This is a genomic window from Bradyrhizobium sp. SZCCT0153 (assembly GCF_018129995.1).
Lineage (GTDB): Bacteria > Pseudomonadota > Alphaproteobacteria > Rhizobiales > Xanthobacteraceae > Bradyrhizobium > Bradyrhizobium japonicum_G.
The window spans coordinates 795,586-811,604 of record NZ_JAFCKS010000002.1 but is presented as its reverse complement, the minus strand read 5'-3'; the positions used below and the strand labels follow the sequence as shown (position 1 = coordinate 811,604).

Sequence of the window (16,019 nt, the reverse complement as noted above, 5' to 3'; positions counted from 1 at the left end):
CGTTCAGCCTCGGTGCATCAGAGGCTCTTGGCCATGCGCGGATCGAGCGCATCGCGAAGGCCGTCGCCAAGCAGGTTCACGGCAAGCACGGTGACGGAGAGGAACGCCGCCGGAAAAAACACGATGTAGGGCTTGACCTGCCACAGCGCGCGGCCTTCGGCCATGATGTTGCCCCAGGACGGAATGGTGGGCGGCGTGCCCGCGCCGATGAAGGACAGGATCGCCTCCGTGATCATGGCGCTGGCGCAGATGTAGGTCGCCTGCACCAGCATCGGCGCCAGCGTGTTGGGCAGGATGTGGCGCACGATGATCATCGGCGTCCGCGTGCCGCACGCCACCGCCGCATCCACGTAGGGCTGCTCGCGCAGCGACAGGACCACGCTGCGGACAAGGCGCGAGACGCGCGGGATCTCGGCGATCGTGATGGCCAGGATGACGTTGCCGACGCTGCCGCGCGTCAGCGCCATCAGCGCGATCGCCAGCAGGATCGGCGGGATCGACATCAGGCCGTCCATGAAGCGCATCAGGATGCCGTCGGCCCAGCGGATGAAGCCGGAGACGATGCCGATGGCAAGACCCACCGCGGACGCACATATCGCGACTGACAGCCCGACCGTGAGCGACACCCGCGCGCCGAACAGCACGCGCGAATAGATGTCGCGGCCGAGCACATCGCTGCCGAACCAGAAATCGGCATTGGGCGCACGGGTGCGTTTGGCGGGCGCGAGCGCGGTCGGATCGACCGTTCCGAGAATTGGCGCGAAGATCGCGATCAGGACCAGCGTCAGCAGCAGCGCGCCGCCGATCGCAACGGTCGGATGGCCGCGCAAGAGCCCGATGAAGCCGCGCCGGATTTTGACCGGCCGCAGGATTTCGGGCAGTTGCGGCGCGAGGACGAGGCCGGCCGGCAGCGCTTGTGGATTGAAAGTCGTGTCGGTCAATAGCGGATCCTCGGGTCAACGATCGTATAGGTGACGTCGATCATCAGATTGACGAGGACGTAGACGAAGCTGAACAGCAGCACGATGCCCTGGATCACGGGATAGTCGCGGCGCAGGATCGCATCGATCGTGAGCCGGCCGAGGCCAGGGATCGCGAACACGCTCTCCGTGACGACCGCGCCGCCGATCAGAAGCGCGATGCCGATCCCAATCACCGTGACAATCGGCACCGCCGCGTTCTTGAGCGCGTGGATGAACAGGATGCCGCCCTGCCCGAGGCCCTTGGCGCGCGCAGTGCGGATATAATCCTGCTGCAGCACTTCGAGCATGGTGGCGCGGGTGATGCGCGCGATCAGCGCAATATAGACGCAGCCGAGCGCGACAGCCGGCAGGATCAAATTCTCCAGCCAAGGCCAGAAGCCTGCCGCAAGCGGCGTATAGCCCTGCACCGGAAGCCATTCCAGCTGGAGCGCGAAGACGTAGGCGAGCATGTAGCCGACCACGAAGACGGGCAGCGAGAAGCCGAACACCGCGAAGCCCATGATGACGCGGTCGATCAGGCTCCCGGCTTTCCACGCCGCCAGCACCCCAAGCGGCACCGCGATCACGATCGTGAGCAGCAGGGTGACGACCATGAGCGACAGCGTCGGTCCGAGACGCTGCCCGATCATCGTCGAGACCGGCAGATTGGTGAAGATCGAGGTGCCGAGATCGCCGTGCAGGATGCGCCAGACCCAGCTTCCGAACTGGATCAGGAACGGCCGGTCGAGGCCGAGGCTCTGGCGGATGCGCTCCACATCCTCCGGGCTCGCCTGGTCGCCCGCGATCACCACGGCCGGATCACCCGGCGCGATGTAAAGCAGGCTGAACACGAACAGCGCGACGATTGCCATCACCGGCAAGGTCGCGACGATGCGACGGAGGATGTAGGAGAGCATCTGGCTTCAGTGCACCATCATGCGGATTTCGACACGCCCCAGAAGAACGGCAACGGCCCCTTGGCGATGCCGGAGACGTTCTTGCGCCACGCCGTGTAGCTCAGGAAGAAGCCGGTCGGCGCATAGACGACGTCGTCCATCGCCGCCTTGTTGAGGCGACCGATGGCGGCCTTTTCCTCGTCGAGGCTCTTGGCCTCGAACCACGACGTGACCTCCTTTTCCGTGGCCGGGCTGGTAGGCCAGCCGAACCACGCCTTGTCGCCATTGGCGCGAATGGCGGTGTAGGGCGCGGGGTTGGTGCAGTCCGCGCCCGCGTGCCAGGTGTGGAACATGTTCCAGCCGCCCTGCCCCGGAGGGGTCTTCAGCGCACGGCGCGAGCCGACCGTGCCCCAATCGGTCGCGACGAAGTCGACATTCATGCCGAGCTTCTTCAGCAGGTCCGCGGTCACATCGCCCATCGCCTTCGTGATCGGCTGGTCCTGCGCCACGAGGCACGTCACGGGCTGGCCGGAATAACCGCTCTCGGCGAGCAGCTTCTTGGCCGCGTCGAGATCGCGCTTGCCCTTCAGTATCTCGCCGCCCGCCTCGGAATAGAGCGGCGTGTCCGGCGTGAAGAAACCGGGCAGCGGCTTCCAGAGCGAGTTATCGTCGCCGACGATTGCGCGCATATAGTCTTCCTGGCTCATCGCCATCAGCACCGCACGACGCGCCCGCACGTCATTGAAGGGCGGATACAGGAAGTTCATGCGGAACGAGCCGATATTGCCGAGGGGATCGCCAATGTCGACGCTGATGTTCTTGTTCTTCTTCAGGACCGGGACGAGGTCTGCGATCGGGTTCTCCCACCAGTCGATCTCGCCGTTTTGCAACGCCGCAGCCGCAGTGGCCGCATCCGGCATCACGATCCATTCGATGCGATCGACCAGCATCTGCTTGCCGCCGGCGAGCCATGACGACTTCTCCTGCCGCGGTGCGTAGTCGGCGAATTTCTCGAACACGGCTTTCGCGCCCGGAACCCACTCGGCCTTGGCGAACTTCATCGGGCCGGAGCCGACATAATCGCCGATCTGCTTGAAAGGGTCCGTCTGCGCAATGCGCTCGGGCATGATGAACGCACACGGCGAGTTGTTCTTGCCGAGTGCGTAAAGCATTTTCGGAAAAGGTTGCTTCAGCACCCATTTGAAGGTGCGGTCGTCGACGGCGGTGAGCTCCTGCTGGAGCGCCGTGATCATCAGGCCCATCGGATCGCGCACCGCCCAGCGCGCAAGGCTTGCGACGACGTCCTTGCTCAGCACCGGCTCGCCGTCATGGAATTTGAGGCCCGGCCGCAGCTTGAACGTCCAGATGGTGCCGTCGTCACTGACTTGCTCGGACTCGACCATCTGGCGCTGCGGCTGGAGCGAAGAATCGATGCCGTAAAGCGTGTCCCAGACCAGCGCCGCAGCATTGCGCACGACATATTGCGTACCCCAGATCGGGTCAAAATTTGCAAGGTTTGCTTGCGGAACGAAGCGCAGCGTGCGCGCGGAGGCGCCTTGTGCGATCGCCGGGGCCGAGATGCCGGTCAACGCCAGACTGCCCGCGCCGGCCAGTCCCTTCAATACGGTCCTGCGATCCATGAAATCCTCCCAATAGTGCCGTTATGCCGGCCATCATTGGCCAAGAGCAGGTGAAACCAGAGCTCATTGGCGTGCAAATGGTGTGCCACTGACGGGCCTTCGCCAGTGGAATCTCGTCATCAGTTTGGCCGGTCCAGACCTCAAAGCGCGGCCGCCAGCAACGGCCCGGTCTCGATATGCGGGATCGCCTCGACCAGCTTGCGGGTGTAGTCGGTCTTCGGATTATCGAACAGCGCCCGGCTCTCCCCCTGCTCCACGATGCCGCCATTGCGCAGCACGATGGTGCGGTCGCAGAGCATGCGCACCACGTTGAGATCGTGGCTGACGAACAGCAGCGCGATGTCGTTCTCGCGCCGCAAGCGGTCAAGCAGTTGCAACACCACCGCCTGCACGGAGACGTCGAGCGCCGCAGTCGGCTCGTCCAGCACCAGCAGCCGCGGCCGGCAGGCGATCGCCCGGGCGATGCCGACGCGGGCCTTCTGTCCGCCGGAAAGCTGGTGTGGAAAGCGCGGCAAGAGATCCAGCGGCAAACCCACCCGTTCCGCGCATTCCTCCACCCGCTTGCGCAGTGCATCGCCCCCACGCATACCATCGAGCCGCGTCAGGGGATGGGCGATGCAATCGAACGCCGTGAAGCGCGGATTGAGACTTTCGTTCGGGTCCTGGAACACCATCTGGATGTCTTTGCGGAAACGCGAGCGATGGAAGTCACGCGACGCCACATGTCCGATCGACTGTCCGTCGAACACGATCTCGCCTTCGCTCGGGTCGATCAGCCGGCAGATCATCCGCGATGTCGTGCTCTTGCCGGAGCCGGATTCGCCGACGAGACCGACGCTCTCGCCGCCAGCCATCGTCATCGAGAAGTCCGCGACCGCCGCAGCGCCCTGGTCGAACCGCTTTGCAAGCTTGCGCACTTCCAGGAGCGGCGGCGTACCATGCGCGAGTTCGGGTCTTGGCTTGCTGACAAAAGTCGCCTGGCGCTCCCGCTCCTCCTCCGTCACGAGATCCTCGATCCGGGACGTCGCGGTCGGCGATGCAGCTACGAGGCGCTTCGTATAGGCGTGCTGCGGCGTCGAGAAGAGCGTTTTAGGATTCGCCTCCTCGACGATGCGTCCCCGCTCCATCACGGCGATACGGCGGCAATAGCGCGCAGCGAGCCCGAGATCGTGCGTGATCAGGATCGTCGCCATGCCGCGCGCGGCGGCGATGTCCGCCAGCAGATCCATCACCACCTTCTGAGTCGTGACATCGAGGCCGGTGGTCGGCTCGTCGGCGATCAAGAGCGCGGGATTGCAGGAGATCGCGATCGCGATCATGACGCGCTGGCACATGCCCCCGGAAAGCTCGTGCGGATAAGCGTTCATCCGCGCCTCGGGTTCGCGGATCTGAACCGCGCGCAGCAAATCCAGCGCCTCGGCGCGGGCGGCGCCCTTCGATATCCGCTTGTGGGTCAGGATCGCGTCCGCGATCTGCGAGCCGATCGCGCGGATCGGATTGAGCGCCGCTCGCGGGTTCTGAAAGATCATCGACATCGCAGCGCCCTGGAGATGCCGGAGGTCGTCGCCCCTGAGTTTTGTGACGTCCTGGCCGCGAAACAGGATCTTGCCTGCGGTGACGCGGCCGGCCGTATCGAGCAGCCGCGTCGTCGCAAAACCGGTCACCGACTTGCCCGATCCACTCTCGCCGACGAGGCCGAGCATCTCGCCGGCTTCGACGTCGAGCGTCACGCCGCGCACGGCCTCGACCATGCCGCGCCGCGTCGAGAACGAAACGTGGAGATCTTCGATCCTGAGCAGCTCTTCGCTCATGTGCGCATCCGCGGGTCGAGAATGTCCCGCATCCCGTCACCGAGGAGATTGAAGCACAGCACGGCCATCATCAGCGCGAGGCCCGGAAAGGCCACCAGCCACCACCGTCCGGTCGAGATGAAGCGCGCGCCTTCCGCGACCATGATGCCCCATTCCGGCGTCGGCGGCTTGACGCCGAGGCCGATGAACGACAGGCCCGCGGCATTGAGGATGGCCCAGCCGAGGTTGAGCGAGATCTGCACGGCCATCGCCGGCAGGATGTTCGGCAGCAGGAAGCGCAGCACCACCGAGAAATGACTCTCGCCGCAGGCGCGCGCCGCCTCCACCCAGCCGACATTGCGCCGGACGTTGACCTCCGCCCTCGCGAAGCGGATGTAGAAAGGCAGATTGATGATCGCGGTCGCGATCACGATGTTCTCGATCCGGTTGCCCAGCGCGGCGACCATCGCCATCGCCAGCACGAACAGCGGAAAAGCCATCATCACGTCCACGAAGCGGCCGACCGCGCGGTCGAGCCTGCCGCCGGCATAGCCGCAGAACGAACCGACGACAGCTCCGATCAGGAAGGAGATGCCGACCGCGGAGACCGCGATGGCAAGATCGAGGCGCGCCGCAATGACGAGGCGGCTGAACACGTCGCGACCGAGCTGATCGGTGCCGGCGAGATGCGCCGCGCTCGGCGATTGCAGCGCTTCCGAAACATTGGAGACCACAGGATCATAAGGCACGATCCAGGGGCCGAAAATCGCAACCAGGACGAACAGCAGAACACCGGTCGCCGCGACCGCGGTGAGCGGGTTGCCGCGCAGAATCCAGACCGAATGGCGAAGCGTTGCGCTGGTCATCCAATCGACACCCTGGGATCGGCGATGCCGTAGCAGATATCGACCACGAGATTGACCAGCACGAACAGGCTGGCCATTAGCAACACAAACCCCTGCACCGGCGCATAGTCGGAGGAGAGCAGCGCATCGAGCGCGTAGGAGGCAACGCCCGGCCAGGAGAACACCTTCTCCACCAGCACATTGGCGCCAAGCATGGTCGAAAACACAATGCCGGCGATGGTGATGACGGGAAGGATGGCGTTTCTCAGCGCATAGGTGATGACGACCTTGCGCCAGGACAATCCGACCGAGCGCGCGGTGCGGACGAAATCGCTGCCCAGCGAGACCAGCATCGAGGCGCGCGTGATCCGCGCCAGCGGCGCGATCACGAACAGCGCCATGCTAACCGCCGGCAGGATCAACTGCTTGCAGGCCGCCCACCAGCCCTCGACATCTCCGGCAAGCAGGAAATCGACCGACAGGAAGCCGGTGCGCTGCGGCGGCAGCGAGGTGAAGACGTCGATCCGCCCGGTCGGATCTGGCGCAAGCCCTAGCAGATAGTAGAAGGCATAGATCAGCAGCAGACCCGAGACGAAGGTCGGTACACAGACGCCGAGCGCGCAGAACAGCCGCACGCCGTGATCGACCGGCGACCCCGGCTTCAGCGCCGCGACCACGCCGAGGGGTACCGCCGCGATCAGCGCGATCAGGAGCGCTGTGAAGGTAAGTTCGAGCGAGGCCGGCAGCCGCTCGCGCAGATCCTTCAGCACCGGCTGCCCCGTCATCATGGAGCGACCGAGATTGCCGTGGCCGATATCGGAGAGATAGAACACGAGCTGCTCCGGAACCGACTTGTCGAGCCCCATCTGCTTGCGGATCTGCTCGATCTCCTCCTTGCCGGCGTTGGGCCCCGAGGCGAAGAACACCGCGGGGTCCCCGGGCAGGACACGCATCAACAGAAAGGTGAAGACCAGCACTCCGAACAGCGCCGGCAGCGACGACAGAAGCCGCCTGCCCGCCCGCACCATCGTTGCGCCAAGACCGGTCATGACCTTTCAGCGTCCCTTTTTGCGGATGTCACTTGCGGCCGACATCGCGGTAGTCGACCTGACGATGGAATTCGTAGGTGTAGCCTTCGATCGACGAAGCCATGACCGCATCCTGGTTGGGCTGCCAGAGCGGGATCTGCGGCATCTCGCTGAAGTGGATGGCATTGAGCTTGCGGCCATCCTCCTCGTACTTGGCCTTGTCCGGCTCGAAGCGGGCCTCCTGCGCGATCGCGGCCAGCTCGGGATTGTTGATCGAGCTGTAGTTCCAGCGCTGATTGCCGGTGTAGAAGTTGCGGTAGAAATAGTCGGTCGACGGCAGCCAGGCGACGATGCCCTCGGTAAAGAAGGGCAGCTTCTTCTCGTTGATCTGCGTCGACATCTGCGCGTCCGGCAGCTTCTGGATGTCGACCTTGATCCCGATCTTGGCGAGCGATTCCTTCACCAGCGAAGCCATCGGCTCCGCGGTCGAGGCCTGGCCGACATTGAAGCTGAAGGTGGTCGAAAAACCTTCGGGAAGGCCGGCGGCCTTGAGATATTCGCGGGCCTTGTCGAGATCGGTCTTCAGCGGCGCCTGGAACGGATAGATGCCGTTCGCCGGCTTGCCGTCCGGCCAGCTCGCGCCGAACAGCGGCGCGCCGCGGCCGAACAGCGCGGCCTTGAACATGTCGTCATAGGGCAGCGCGAAAGCGATTGCGCGGCGGACATTGACGTTGTCGAAGGGCGGCATCTGGTTGTTCATCGAGACGAAGGTGATCGAATTGTATTGCGGCGTCGAGATCACCTTGAGCTTGCCCTTGGCCTCGAGCGACTGCACATCGCTGGCCTGGAGATCGACGACGAGGTCGGCATCGCCGCGCTCGACCAGATTGGCGCGGGTCGCGGGCTCCGGCACCGATTGTATGATCACGCGCTTGAAGAACGCCGGCTTGCCGGGCGAGCCGCGATTCCAGTCCTCGTTGCGCTTGACGATCACCTGCTCGCCCGGCTTGAAGGTCTCGATCACATAGGCGCCGCTGCCTGCGGTGTGCTCCTTGAGCCAGGCGGTCGCCCAGGGATCATCCGCGGTCGCGTGCTCCTTCGCCAGCTTCGAGTTGATGATCATGGGATAGACGGTGGCCAGATTCGGCAGCGCGAGCTTGTCCGGCTTGGGCAGCGTCACCTCGATGGTGAGGGGATCGATCACCTTGAACTGGTCGGCCGACGTCAGCGAACCCGTCAGGAGCTGCGCCTTGCCGAGAATAGGCGCGGTGACACAGCGATCGAGCGACCATTTCACGTCGTCGGCCGTGACCGGCGAGCCATCCTGGAACTTGGCGTCCTTGCGCAGGCGGAACGTCAGCTTAAGTCCGTCGGGGCTGACGTCGTAGGATTCGGCGAGCTCGCCGGTGATCTTGTCGAGATCGAACACCCATTTGCCGTTGAGCTCCTTGCGGCCGAACGCCACCAGCCGGTCGTAGGTGCTCATGCTCAGCGCAAAGGACTCGCGGGTCGAGCCGGGGATGTTGGGATCGAGCGTGTTGACCGATGCACCGGTGACGTAGCGCAAAGTCTCCGCCCTGGTTTGAGCCTGCGCTGGCGCGTTAGCAACGAGCAGCAGTGCTGCGGTGGCGGCAAGGCAGGCCGCCGGCCTGAAAGACACTAGACGCATTGGTTTTTCCCTGAATTTCGACAAGAACGCCCGCAAGGCAGGTTTAGAAACAAGCAAGTTGCGCGCCAGTCCCGAAAGGACGCTTCGTCGCGGTGGAGCATGGACAATCATGTGGATTCCCCCATTTTTCGCGCCGGCCGCGTGACCACGGCCTGCGGCACGTCATAGGCGCAGAGCGAGGCCCAGTGACGCGCGATATCGCCACGGAACAGGCCACGCGTCAGGCCATTGACGAGCTTTGGTACAGCCGTCGTCATCGCGTTGATCGACGATCCCGACGGGCCGAAGCTCATGGTGGAGGCGATGGCGAAAAGATGGATGTCGGCAATCCACGGCGTTTGGCCCGGCACGCGCTCGGTGAAGGCGTAATCGTCGGCGAGATAGGGAAAGCGGCCGAGCCGCGCGTTGCGCTCGCGCTCCGGCGGCTGGTAACGATCGGCCCAGGTCGCGATATTGGCTGCGAATGCACGTAGCTCGCCGCGCCCGGCAAAGTTCATGTCGATGCCGGTGCCGCAGATGACGAAATCCGCCGTGATGGCGCTCCGCGGCGTCTGCAATTCGATGCCGCCAGCCATCTGACGCGCGGATTCCAGCGGCGCGCCTTCATGCAATGTGAAATTGGCATGACGGGCGCAGCGATCATATGTCGGCTGCGGAAAGCCTTCGCGCATCTCGAGGATGGTGCGCATGAAACGCCAGCGCCAGGCATCATCGAGATCGCTGAGATGACGCAGAAAGCCGCGAAAGGTCAGCCAGCGATAGGGCTGGATCACCTGGATCTGCGCGCGGCGGCACAGCAGGTGCACTTCCGCAGCGCCGGCTTCGAGCGCAGTCGCCGCATTGTCGAACGCCGATGCGCCGGCGCCGATGACGGCAACGCGCTTGCCGCGGAGGTTTTCGAAATCGATGTCGTCTGCCACGGTTGCGACCAAACCGGCCGGCAGATGGCGGAGCGGATCCGGAATCATCCAGTCGCCCATGCCCTCCTGCCCTGTCGCCAGCACGATCTTGCGGGCGTAAAGTGTCTCGATGGCATCGCCACGTTTCACGCGCGCGGCGAGCAGGCCGTCGGATGCGGGTGCAATCTCGAGAAGCTCGCTTCCATTGCGCACGGGCAAGCCAATCGTCCGCCGCAGCCATAGCAGATACTCCGCCCAATGCTCCCTCAGGATCAGGTTCAGCGCCTGCCAGCTCTCCTTGCCGAAGCGGGCCTCGTGCCAGGACTGGTAGGTGAGACTCGGAATATCGAGGTCCGGCCCGGTGTAATCCTTCGGGCTGCGCAGCGTCGGCATGCGGGCATAGGTGAGCCACGGACCCTCCTTCCCTTCCTCGGCCTTGTCCAGCAGCAGGATGTTGCTGACGCGAGAGCGCATCAGGCCGAAGCCGATGGCGATACCCGACTGGCCGGCGCCGACGACGAGCACGTCCAGCGCCGGCTTGCCGTCCGGTCCTATCTTCGGTTCGAGCCAGGCAGCACCGGGATGCGCGATCCTGGCGAGATCGGCGCGAACATCCGCCTCGAGATCTGTCAGCCCGTCACTCATGCCGCGAGCCAGCCTCCGTCGACCACCATCACGGTGCCCGTCGTGAACGAGGACGCATCGCTGGCGAGATGCAGCGCCGTCTGCGCGATCTCCTCAGCCTCGCCAAACCGCTTCATGGCGTGGCGGTTGCGCGAGGCCTCGCGCACCGCGTCCGGATCGGCGTGACGGGCAAAGCTGCGGCGAAGCATCGGCGTGTCGATCGCGCCGGGTGCGATCGCATTGACGCGGATGCCGTCGGTGGCGAAGTCCACCGCCATCGTGCGCGTGAGGCTGACGATCGCGCCCTTGGCGGCGATGTAGGCGCTGTTGCCCTTGCCGCCGGCCAAGGCCAGTTGCGACGCCAGAGTGATGATCGAGCCATTCTTCTGCCGCTGCATCTGCGGCACGGCGGCGCGCGCCCACAGCCAAGTGCCGCCGACATTGGTGCGAAACACCGCGTCCCAGTCCTCCACGCTCGTCGTCAGCACCGTGCCGCCACAGGAGAAGCCTGCCGCGGTCATGAGGATATCGAGCCGTGCATGCCGGGCCACGACATCGCCGACAACGCTCTCGGCGAAACCGGCATCGCCGACGTCGCCGACATGCGTCGTCGCCTCGCCGACGAGGCGCAGCGTGTCCTGCAAGCCCTCGGCATCGCGATCGACCAGGGCAAGACGCGCGCCCTCCTCCGCGAACAGCTTTGCGCTGGCGCGGCCGATGCCCGAGCCCGCTCCGGTGATGACGGCCGTGCGCCCTTGCAGCCGCATGTCAGATCCACTCCTTATGCTGCTTCAGCCAGGCGCTCATCGCCGCCGCGGACTCGGCGCAGACGGACCGCGAGCGCCAGCCGAACTCATCCGCCATCCGCTTCACCGACAGCGGCGCGCGATATGGTCCATGCAGCTTGATGACCGTCTTCTCTCCGGGCGCCGCGAGCCGGCACTCCAGGCCGGGATGGAGCGCTGCAAAGGCCTCGCCCCATTGCAGGGCCGGCCATAGTTCGCCACTGGAGATGTTATAGAGCCGATGGCGCGGCCGTTCGGCTTCGATCAGCATCGCCACGGCTTCCGCGGCATCCGGAGCGTAGATCCAGTCTCTCATGCCCGGTTCAGGCATCACCGCCGGCCCGCCACGCGCGAACGCGACCAGAATCTGGAACTGGAGGCTTGGCGTGTCCCGTACGGAGCTCGGTCGCTCCCACGGACCGAACAAGGCGCTTAAGCGCACGCTCAGGAAATCGCCGCCAAAGAGTTCGGCATGGCGCGCGACGGATCGCTCCGAGGTGAACTTGCTGATGGCGTAGAACGAGACAGGATCGCAGGGCGTTTCCTCGTCCAGAACATCGACCCGTGCACCCGCAGCGCCGTAGGCCGATGCCGACGACAGATTGACGACGCGGCGCACGTCATGGCGGATCGCGGAGAGCAGGATGGGGATCTGCGCCATCACATTGATTTCGAGAACGCGGGCGGTCGACGCTCTCTCCAGGTCATCGCCGGCGGTGATCGCCGCGCCGAGCACGATCGCATCGACGCCTTCGGCGATGAGAGCATCGATGGTTGCCGCATCGGTGATATCACCTTGCACGGCTTTAAGCCGCGCACCGTAGTCGGCAAGAGATCGCCGCGCGGATGGCGGCAACTCCGCGCGGTCATGCAGCGTCACGTCGTGGCCGCGCGCGAGCAGCGCCTCCGCAACATTGAGGCCGACAAACCCGGTGCCGCCGAAGATGACGATCTTCATCGCGCGCGATCCACAGTCACAGCAGTTTCGCTCCAAAATTCCGCTCGGGATCCATATCGGCGACGAGCCGTCCGGTCGGCATGGCCGCCTCGCCGCCGCTGCGCGCGAGGAACTTGCCGCTGCCGGCATCCGCGAGGCACTTGTTGCCGTCGATGATCACCCGGCCGCGCGAGAGTACCGACACCGGCCAGCCCTTCAGCTTGCGGCCTGCGAACGGCGTGTAGCCGGCGAGATCGTGCATCATCTCGTCGGCGATCACGACCTCGCGGTTGGGATCCCAGATCGCGATATCGGCATCGGCGCCCACCGCGATCGAACCCTTGCGCGGATGCAGATTGTAGATCTTGGCCGGCGCCGTCGACGTCAGCTCGACGAACTTTTCGAGGCCGAGCCGTCCCTTCGACACCATGGCATCGAACAGCAGCGGCAGCCGCAACTCCAGTCCCGGCAGGCCGTTGGCGACCTGCTTGAAGTTCGGGTTTGGCCCGGCGCGCAGCTTGCCGGTCTCGTCGAAACGATACGGCGCGTGATCCGACGAGATGGTCTGGAGATCGCCGAGCGACAGCGCCTGCCACAGCGCCTCCTGGTCGGAATGTGTCCGCGGCGGCGGGCTGCACATCCACTTGGCGCCCTCCGCGCCGGGCTTGTCGAGATCGTTTGCGGTGAGGAACAGATATTGCGGACAGGTCTCGGCGAAGACCTTCAATCCCTGCCCGCGCGAGTCGCGGATCACCTTGGCGCCTTCGGCGGTCGAGACGTGGAAGATCATGATGGGCTGGTCGATCAGCGCTGCCATGCCGATCAGCCGGGTGAAGGCTTCCGCCTCCGACACGCGGGCGTGGCTGACGGCATGGTACTTCGGCATCGTGTAGCCGCGCGCGAGCAGGCGTTTCACCATCCAGGCGATGATGCCGTGGTTCTCGGCATGGGCGCACAACATCGCGCCGGACTGCCGCGCGGCAAGCAGGATGTCGAGCAGCGGCTCGTCATCGACCTTGAGCCGGTCGTAAGTCATGAAAATCTTGATCGACGCATGACCCTGCTTCACTAGCGCCGGAATGTGCTCCTCGACCGTCTCCCTGGTCGCATCAGCAATGATCATGTGGAAGGCGTAGTCGATCACCGCGCCCTTCTTGGCCAGCGCGTGATAATCCTCGACCACTTGCGGCAGCTTCATGCCGACATGCTGGGCCGCGAAGGGGATCACCGTGGTCGTGCCGCCGAAAGCGGCAGAGACGGTCGCGCTCTCGAATGTGTCGGCATTCATGATGCCGGCCGCGGACAATTGCTCGATATGGGCGTGGCTGTCGACGCCGCCGGGCAGCACCAGCTTGCCCCGGGCGTCGATCTCACGCTTGGCTTCTGGAAGCCCGCGGCCGATCGCCGCGATGGTCTCGCCGGAGATGGCGACGTCGGCTTCGAACACGTCGGTCGTCGTCGCGACGCGCCCACCGCGAATGATCAGGTCGTAAGCGGGTTTAGTCATGAGGCACTCCATGATAGGCTCGAGGCAAGTAATCGAAATTTTGCAGGAAGACCGTCATGCCCCGGCCGCGCATTCTCGTCATCAATCCGAACTCCAACCCTGCCGTGACCCAAGGGCTGGAGGACGCGCTGAAGCCGCTCGGTTTTGAGGGCGGTCCGGAACTGGTCTGCCAGACGCTGGCCGAGGGTCCGTTCGGCATTGAAAGCCAGGCGGATGTCGACGGCGTCGCGATGCCGCTGCGCCGGCTGGTCGAAGGCGACAACAGCTCGGCCGCCTTCGTCATCGCCTGCTACAGCGATCCCGGGCTGCAGGTCTGCCGCGAAGGCACCGATAGGCCCGTGTTCGGGATCGCCGAGTGCGGCGTGCTGACGGCGCTCGCCCGCGCCGAGACATTTGGCGTCATCGCGATTGCGCAGCGCTCGATCCCGCGTCACATGCGCTACCTCAGGCAGATGGGGCTGACCGACCGCCTCGCCGGCGAACGGCCGCTCAACATGAGCGTTGCGGAAAGCGCCTCGGGCGAAGGTACACTCGCCAGGATGATCGACATCGGCCGTGCGCTGCGCGACGAGGACGGCGCCCGCGCCATCGTGATGGGCTGCGCCGGCATGGCACGCCATCGCCGGCCGCTGGAAGACGCCCTTGGCATTCCCGTGATCGACCCGACACAGGCGGCCGTTACCATGGCGCTGGGTACGGTGCAGTTCTCGGCTCACTAGGCGTCCTTCAGCTCTTTGGCGTCCTGCCGCGCGAGCCATTGCGCATGGCTCTCGCGGACAAGCGCAAACGTGTCCCGCTGCGTCGTGTAGAGATTGCCGAACATGCGGCCGATCGGCCGGTAGGCGTCTAGATCGACATACATGTTGGCTTCATCGACGAGGCCCTCGCGGGCGTGAACCCTGAGCACCTCGCCGACCAGCAGCTCGCGGTCGGGCGAAAAATTCAGCACGACATGCCGCCGGCATTCCAGCGCGAACGGTGCTGCGGCCAGACGCGGCACTTTCACGTCGACGGAGGGAAGCGTGGCCAGCCCCGTCGCTACGACCTCGCTGTCGCCGGAGGGAAAATCGATCGCGCAGTCGTTCATCGACGCTGACAGCGCCTCGTCCACCATGTGCACCACGAACTCGCCGTCGCGATGGATGTTGCGGGTCGTGTCCTTCGGGCTGTGATCCGGCTTGTGCTGGAGCCCGAGCACGATCAGCGCCGGGCTCTCCGAGAAGACATTGAAGAAGCTGAACGGCGCGGCGTTGACCGCCCCGTTCTCGTCCAGCGTCGTCACCAGCGCGATCGGCCGCGGCACCACCACGCCGCAAAGCAGCTTGTAGCGGTCGCGCGGATCGAGCTCGTGCAAGGATATGCCCGGTGCGGTATGGCCAGCCATCAGTGTCACTTCTCCGGCGGCGGCACTGCGCCGGTCTGGCTGGTGATCAGGCCGTAATGCTCGATGCGGCGATGCCGGGCGAAATCGAAGATCGTGGTCTTGCCGAAGGCGGTGGCGTCGAGGTCGCAAGCGTGAACCAGAACCTCGTCGTCCTCGGTCTTGGCCTCCGCGACGATCTCGCCGTTGGGATCGACAATCAGACTGCCGCCGAACAGCGGGTGCCCATCCTCGACACCGGCCTTACCCACCGCGACGACCCAGGTCGCGTTCTGGTAAGCACCGGCCTGTACCGACAGGCGGTTGTGAAACAGGCGCTTCTCGACGCCCTCTTCGCTCTTCTCCGCGTTGACGGACGGCGTGTTGTAACCGATCAGCACCATCTCGACGCCCTGCAGGCCCATCACACGGTAGGTCTCGGGCCAGCGCCGGTCGTTGCAGATGGCCATGCCGATGATGCCGCCGAGTTCGCGCCAGACTTTGAAGCCGAGGTCGCCCGGCTCGAAATAACGCTTCTCCAGATGCTGGTGCGAGCGCTTGGTGTCGTACTCCACATGACCCGGCAGATGGACCTTGCGATATTTGCCGACGATATTGCCCGACTTGTCGGTCAGGATCGCGGTGTTGAAATGATGGCCGTCCGGCGTCAGCTCCGCATAGCCGAAATTCATCGCCATCTGGTGGCGCGCGGCTCGTTCGAACAACGGCTTCGTCGCAGCGCTCGGCATCTCGCGCTCGAACCAGATGTCGAATTCAGCCCGGTCCTCCGCATACCAGCGCGGGAAGAAAGTCGTGAGCGCAAGCTCCGGATAGACGATCAGGTCGGCGCCCTTCGCCTTGGCTTCGTCCATCAACGCAATCATGCGCTTGACCACGGCCTCGCGGCTGTCGGCCTTCTGGATCGGGCCCATCTGGGCGGCGGCAACATTAACGATGCGCATCAGCGAATTCCTGGTGATCTCTTGGTGATTTCTTGGGGGAAGCCACGGCTTCAGTGATTGTCCGGCGCCGGCAGCTTAGCGCAGCCCCGCCGGGCATTGCCAGTCGCCCCCTTCG

Annotated in this window: 14 protein-coding genes; 1 reads left to right on the top strand and 13 read right to left on the bottom strand. The window is 64.8% G+C overall.

Annotated elements, in window-relative coordinates; all coding sequences use genetic code 11:
* Positions 1–17: 17 nt before the first annotated feature.
* The 11 genes from JQ572_RS11460 to hydA all read right to left on the bottom strand — a co-directional run bounded on the left by JQ572_RS11460 (position 18) and on the right by hydA (position 13,582).
* Positions 18–941, bottom strand: coding sequence for an ABC transporter permease (locus tag JQ572_RS11460; protein ID WP_211383108.1), 924 nt, complete (start codon positions 939–941; stop codon positions 18–20).
* On the bottom strand, positions 938–1,879 hold the full coding sequence (locus JQ572_RS11455) for an ABC transporter permease (protein ID WP_211383107.1): 942 nt from the start codon (positions 1,877–1,879) through the stop codon (positions 938–940). Before JQ572_RS11455 ends, JQ572_RS11460 begins: the two co-directional genes overlap by 4 nt.
* A gap of 17 nt (positions 1,880–1,896) precedes the next feature.
* Positions 1,897–3,498, bottom strand: a complete 1,602-nt coding sequence (locus JQ572_RS11450) for an ABC transporter substrate-binding protein (protein WP_211383106.1) — start codon at positions 3,496–3,498, stop codon at positions 1,897–1,899.
* A 140-nt stretch (positions 3,499–3,638) separates the two neighbouring features.
* A complete protein-coding gene (nikE, locus tag JQ572_RS11445; protein WP_211383105.1) occupies positions 3,639–5,309 on the bottom strand; it encodes a nickel ABC transporter ATP-binding protein NikE in 1,671 nt (556 codons plus the stop codon).
* The gene (locus JQ572_RS11440) at positions 5,306–6,154 is read right to left on the bottom strand and encodes an ABC transporter permease (RefSeq protein WP_211383104.1); all 849 of its coding nucleotides are present in this window, start codon (positions 6,152–6,154) and stop codon (positions 5,306–5,308) included. The genes nikE and JQ572_RS11440 overlap by 4 nt, the downstream gene beginning before the upstream one ends.
* On the bottom strand, positions 6,151–7,182 hold the full coding sequence (locus tag JQ572_RS11435; protein ID WP_211383103.1) for an ABC transporter permease: 1,032 nt from the start codon (positions 7,180–7,182) through the stop codon (positions 6,151–6,153). The genes JQ572_RS11440 and JQ572_RS11435 overlap by 4 nt, the downstream gene beginning before the upstream one ends.
* Positions 7,183–7,210: 28 nt before the next feature.
* Positions 7,211–8,830 (bottom strand): ABC transporter substrate-binding protein, encoded by a 1,620-nt coding sequence (locus JQ572_RS11430; RefSeq protein ID WP_211383102.1) that lies wholly within the window; start codon positions 8,828–8,830, stop codon positions 7,211–7,213.
* Between the two features lie 107 nt (positions 8,831–8,937).
* Complete coding sequence (locus tag JQ572_RS11425) at positions 8,938–10,374, bottom strand: NAD(P)-binding domain-containing protein (protein WP_211383101.1); 1,437 nt, start codon at positions 10,372–10,374, stop codon at positions 8,938–8,940.
* Complete coding sequence (locus JQ572_RS11420) at positions 10,371–11,120, bottom strand: SDR family oxidoreductase (protein WP_211383100.1); 750 nt, start codon at positions 11,118–11,120, stop codon at positions 10,371–10,373. The genes JQ572_RS11425 and JQ572_RS11420 overlap by 4 nt, the downstream gene beginning before the upstream one ends.
* 1 nt (position 11,121) lies before the next feature.
* A complete protein-coding gene (locus JQ572_RS11415; RefSeq protein WP_211383099.1) occupies positions 11,122–12,096 on the bottom strand; it encodes an NAD-dependent epimerase/dehydratase family protein in 975 nt (324 codons plus the stop codon).
* A gap of 16 nt (positions 12,097–12,112) precedes the next feature.
* Positions 12,113–13,582, bottom strand: a complete 1,470-nt coding sequence (gene hydA / locus JQ572_RS11410) for a dihydropyrimidinase (RefSeq protein ID WP_211383098.1) — start codon at positions 13,580–13,582, stop codon at positions 12,113–12,115.
* 56 nt (positions 13,583–13,638) lie between these two features.
* Between hydA and JQ572_RS11405 the strand changes: the two genes are divergently transcribed.
* Positions 13,639–14,301, top strand: a complete 663-nt coding sequence (locus JQ572_RS11405) for an aspartate/glutamate racemase family protein (protein WP_211383097.1) — start codon at positions 13,639–13,641, stop codon at positions 14,299–14,301.
* On the opposite strand, the gene JQ572_RS11400 is transcribed toward JQ572_RS11405, so the two are convergent.
* Positions 14,298–14,966, bottom strand: coding sequence for a flavin reductase family protein (locus tag JQ572_RS11400; RefSeq protein ID WP_211383096.1), 669 nt, complete (start codon positions 14,964–14,966; stop codon positions 14,298–14,300). The genes JQ572_RS11405 and JQ572_RS11400 overlap by 4 nt on opposite strands.
* Before the next feature lie 5 nt (positions 14,967–14,971).
* Complete coding sequence (locus JQ572_RS11395; protein ID WP_211383095.1) at positions 14,972–15,904, bottom strand: N-carbamoyl-D-amino-acid hydrolase; 933 nt, start codon at positions 15,902–15,904, stop codon at positions 14,972–14,974.
* Positions 15,905–16,019 lie beyond the last annotated feature (115 nt).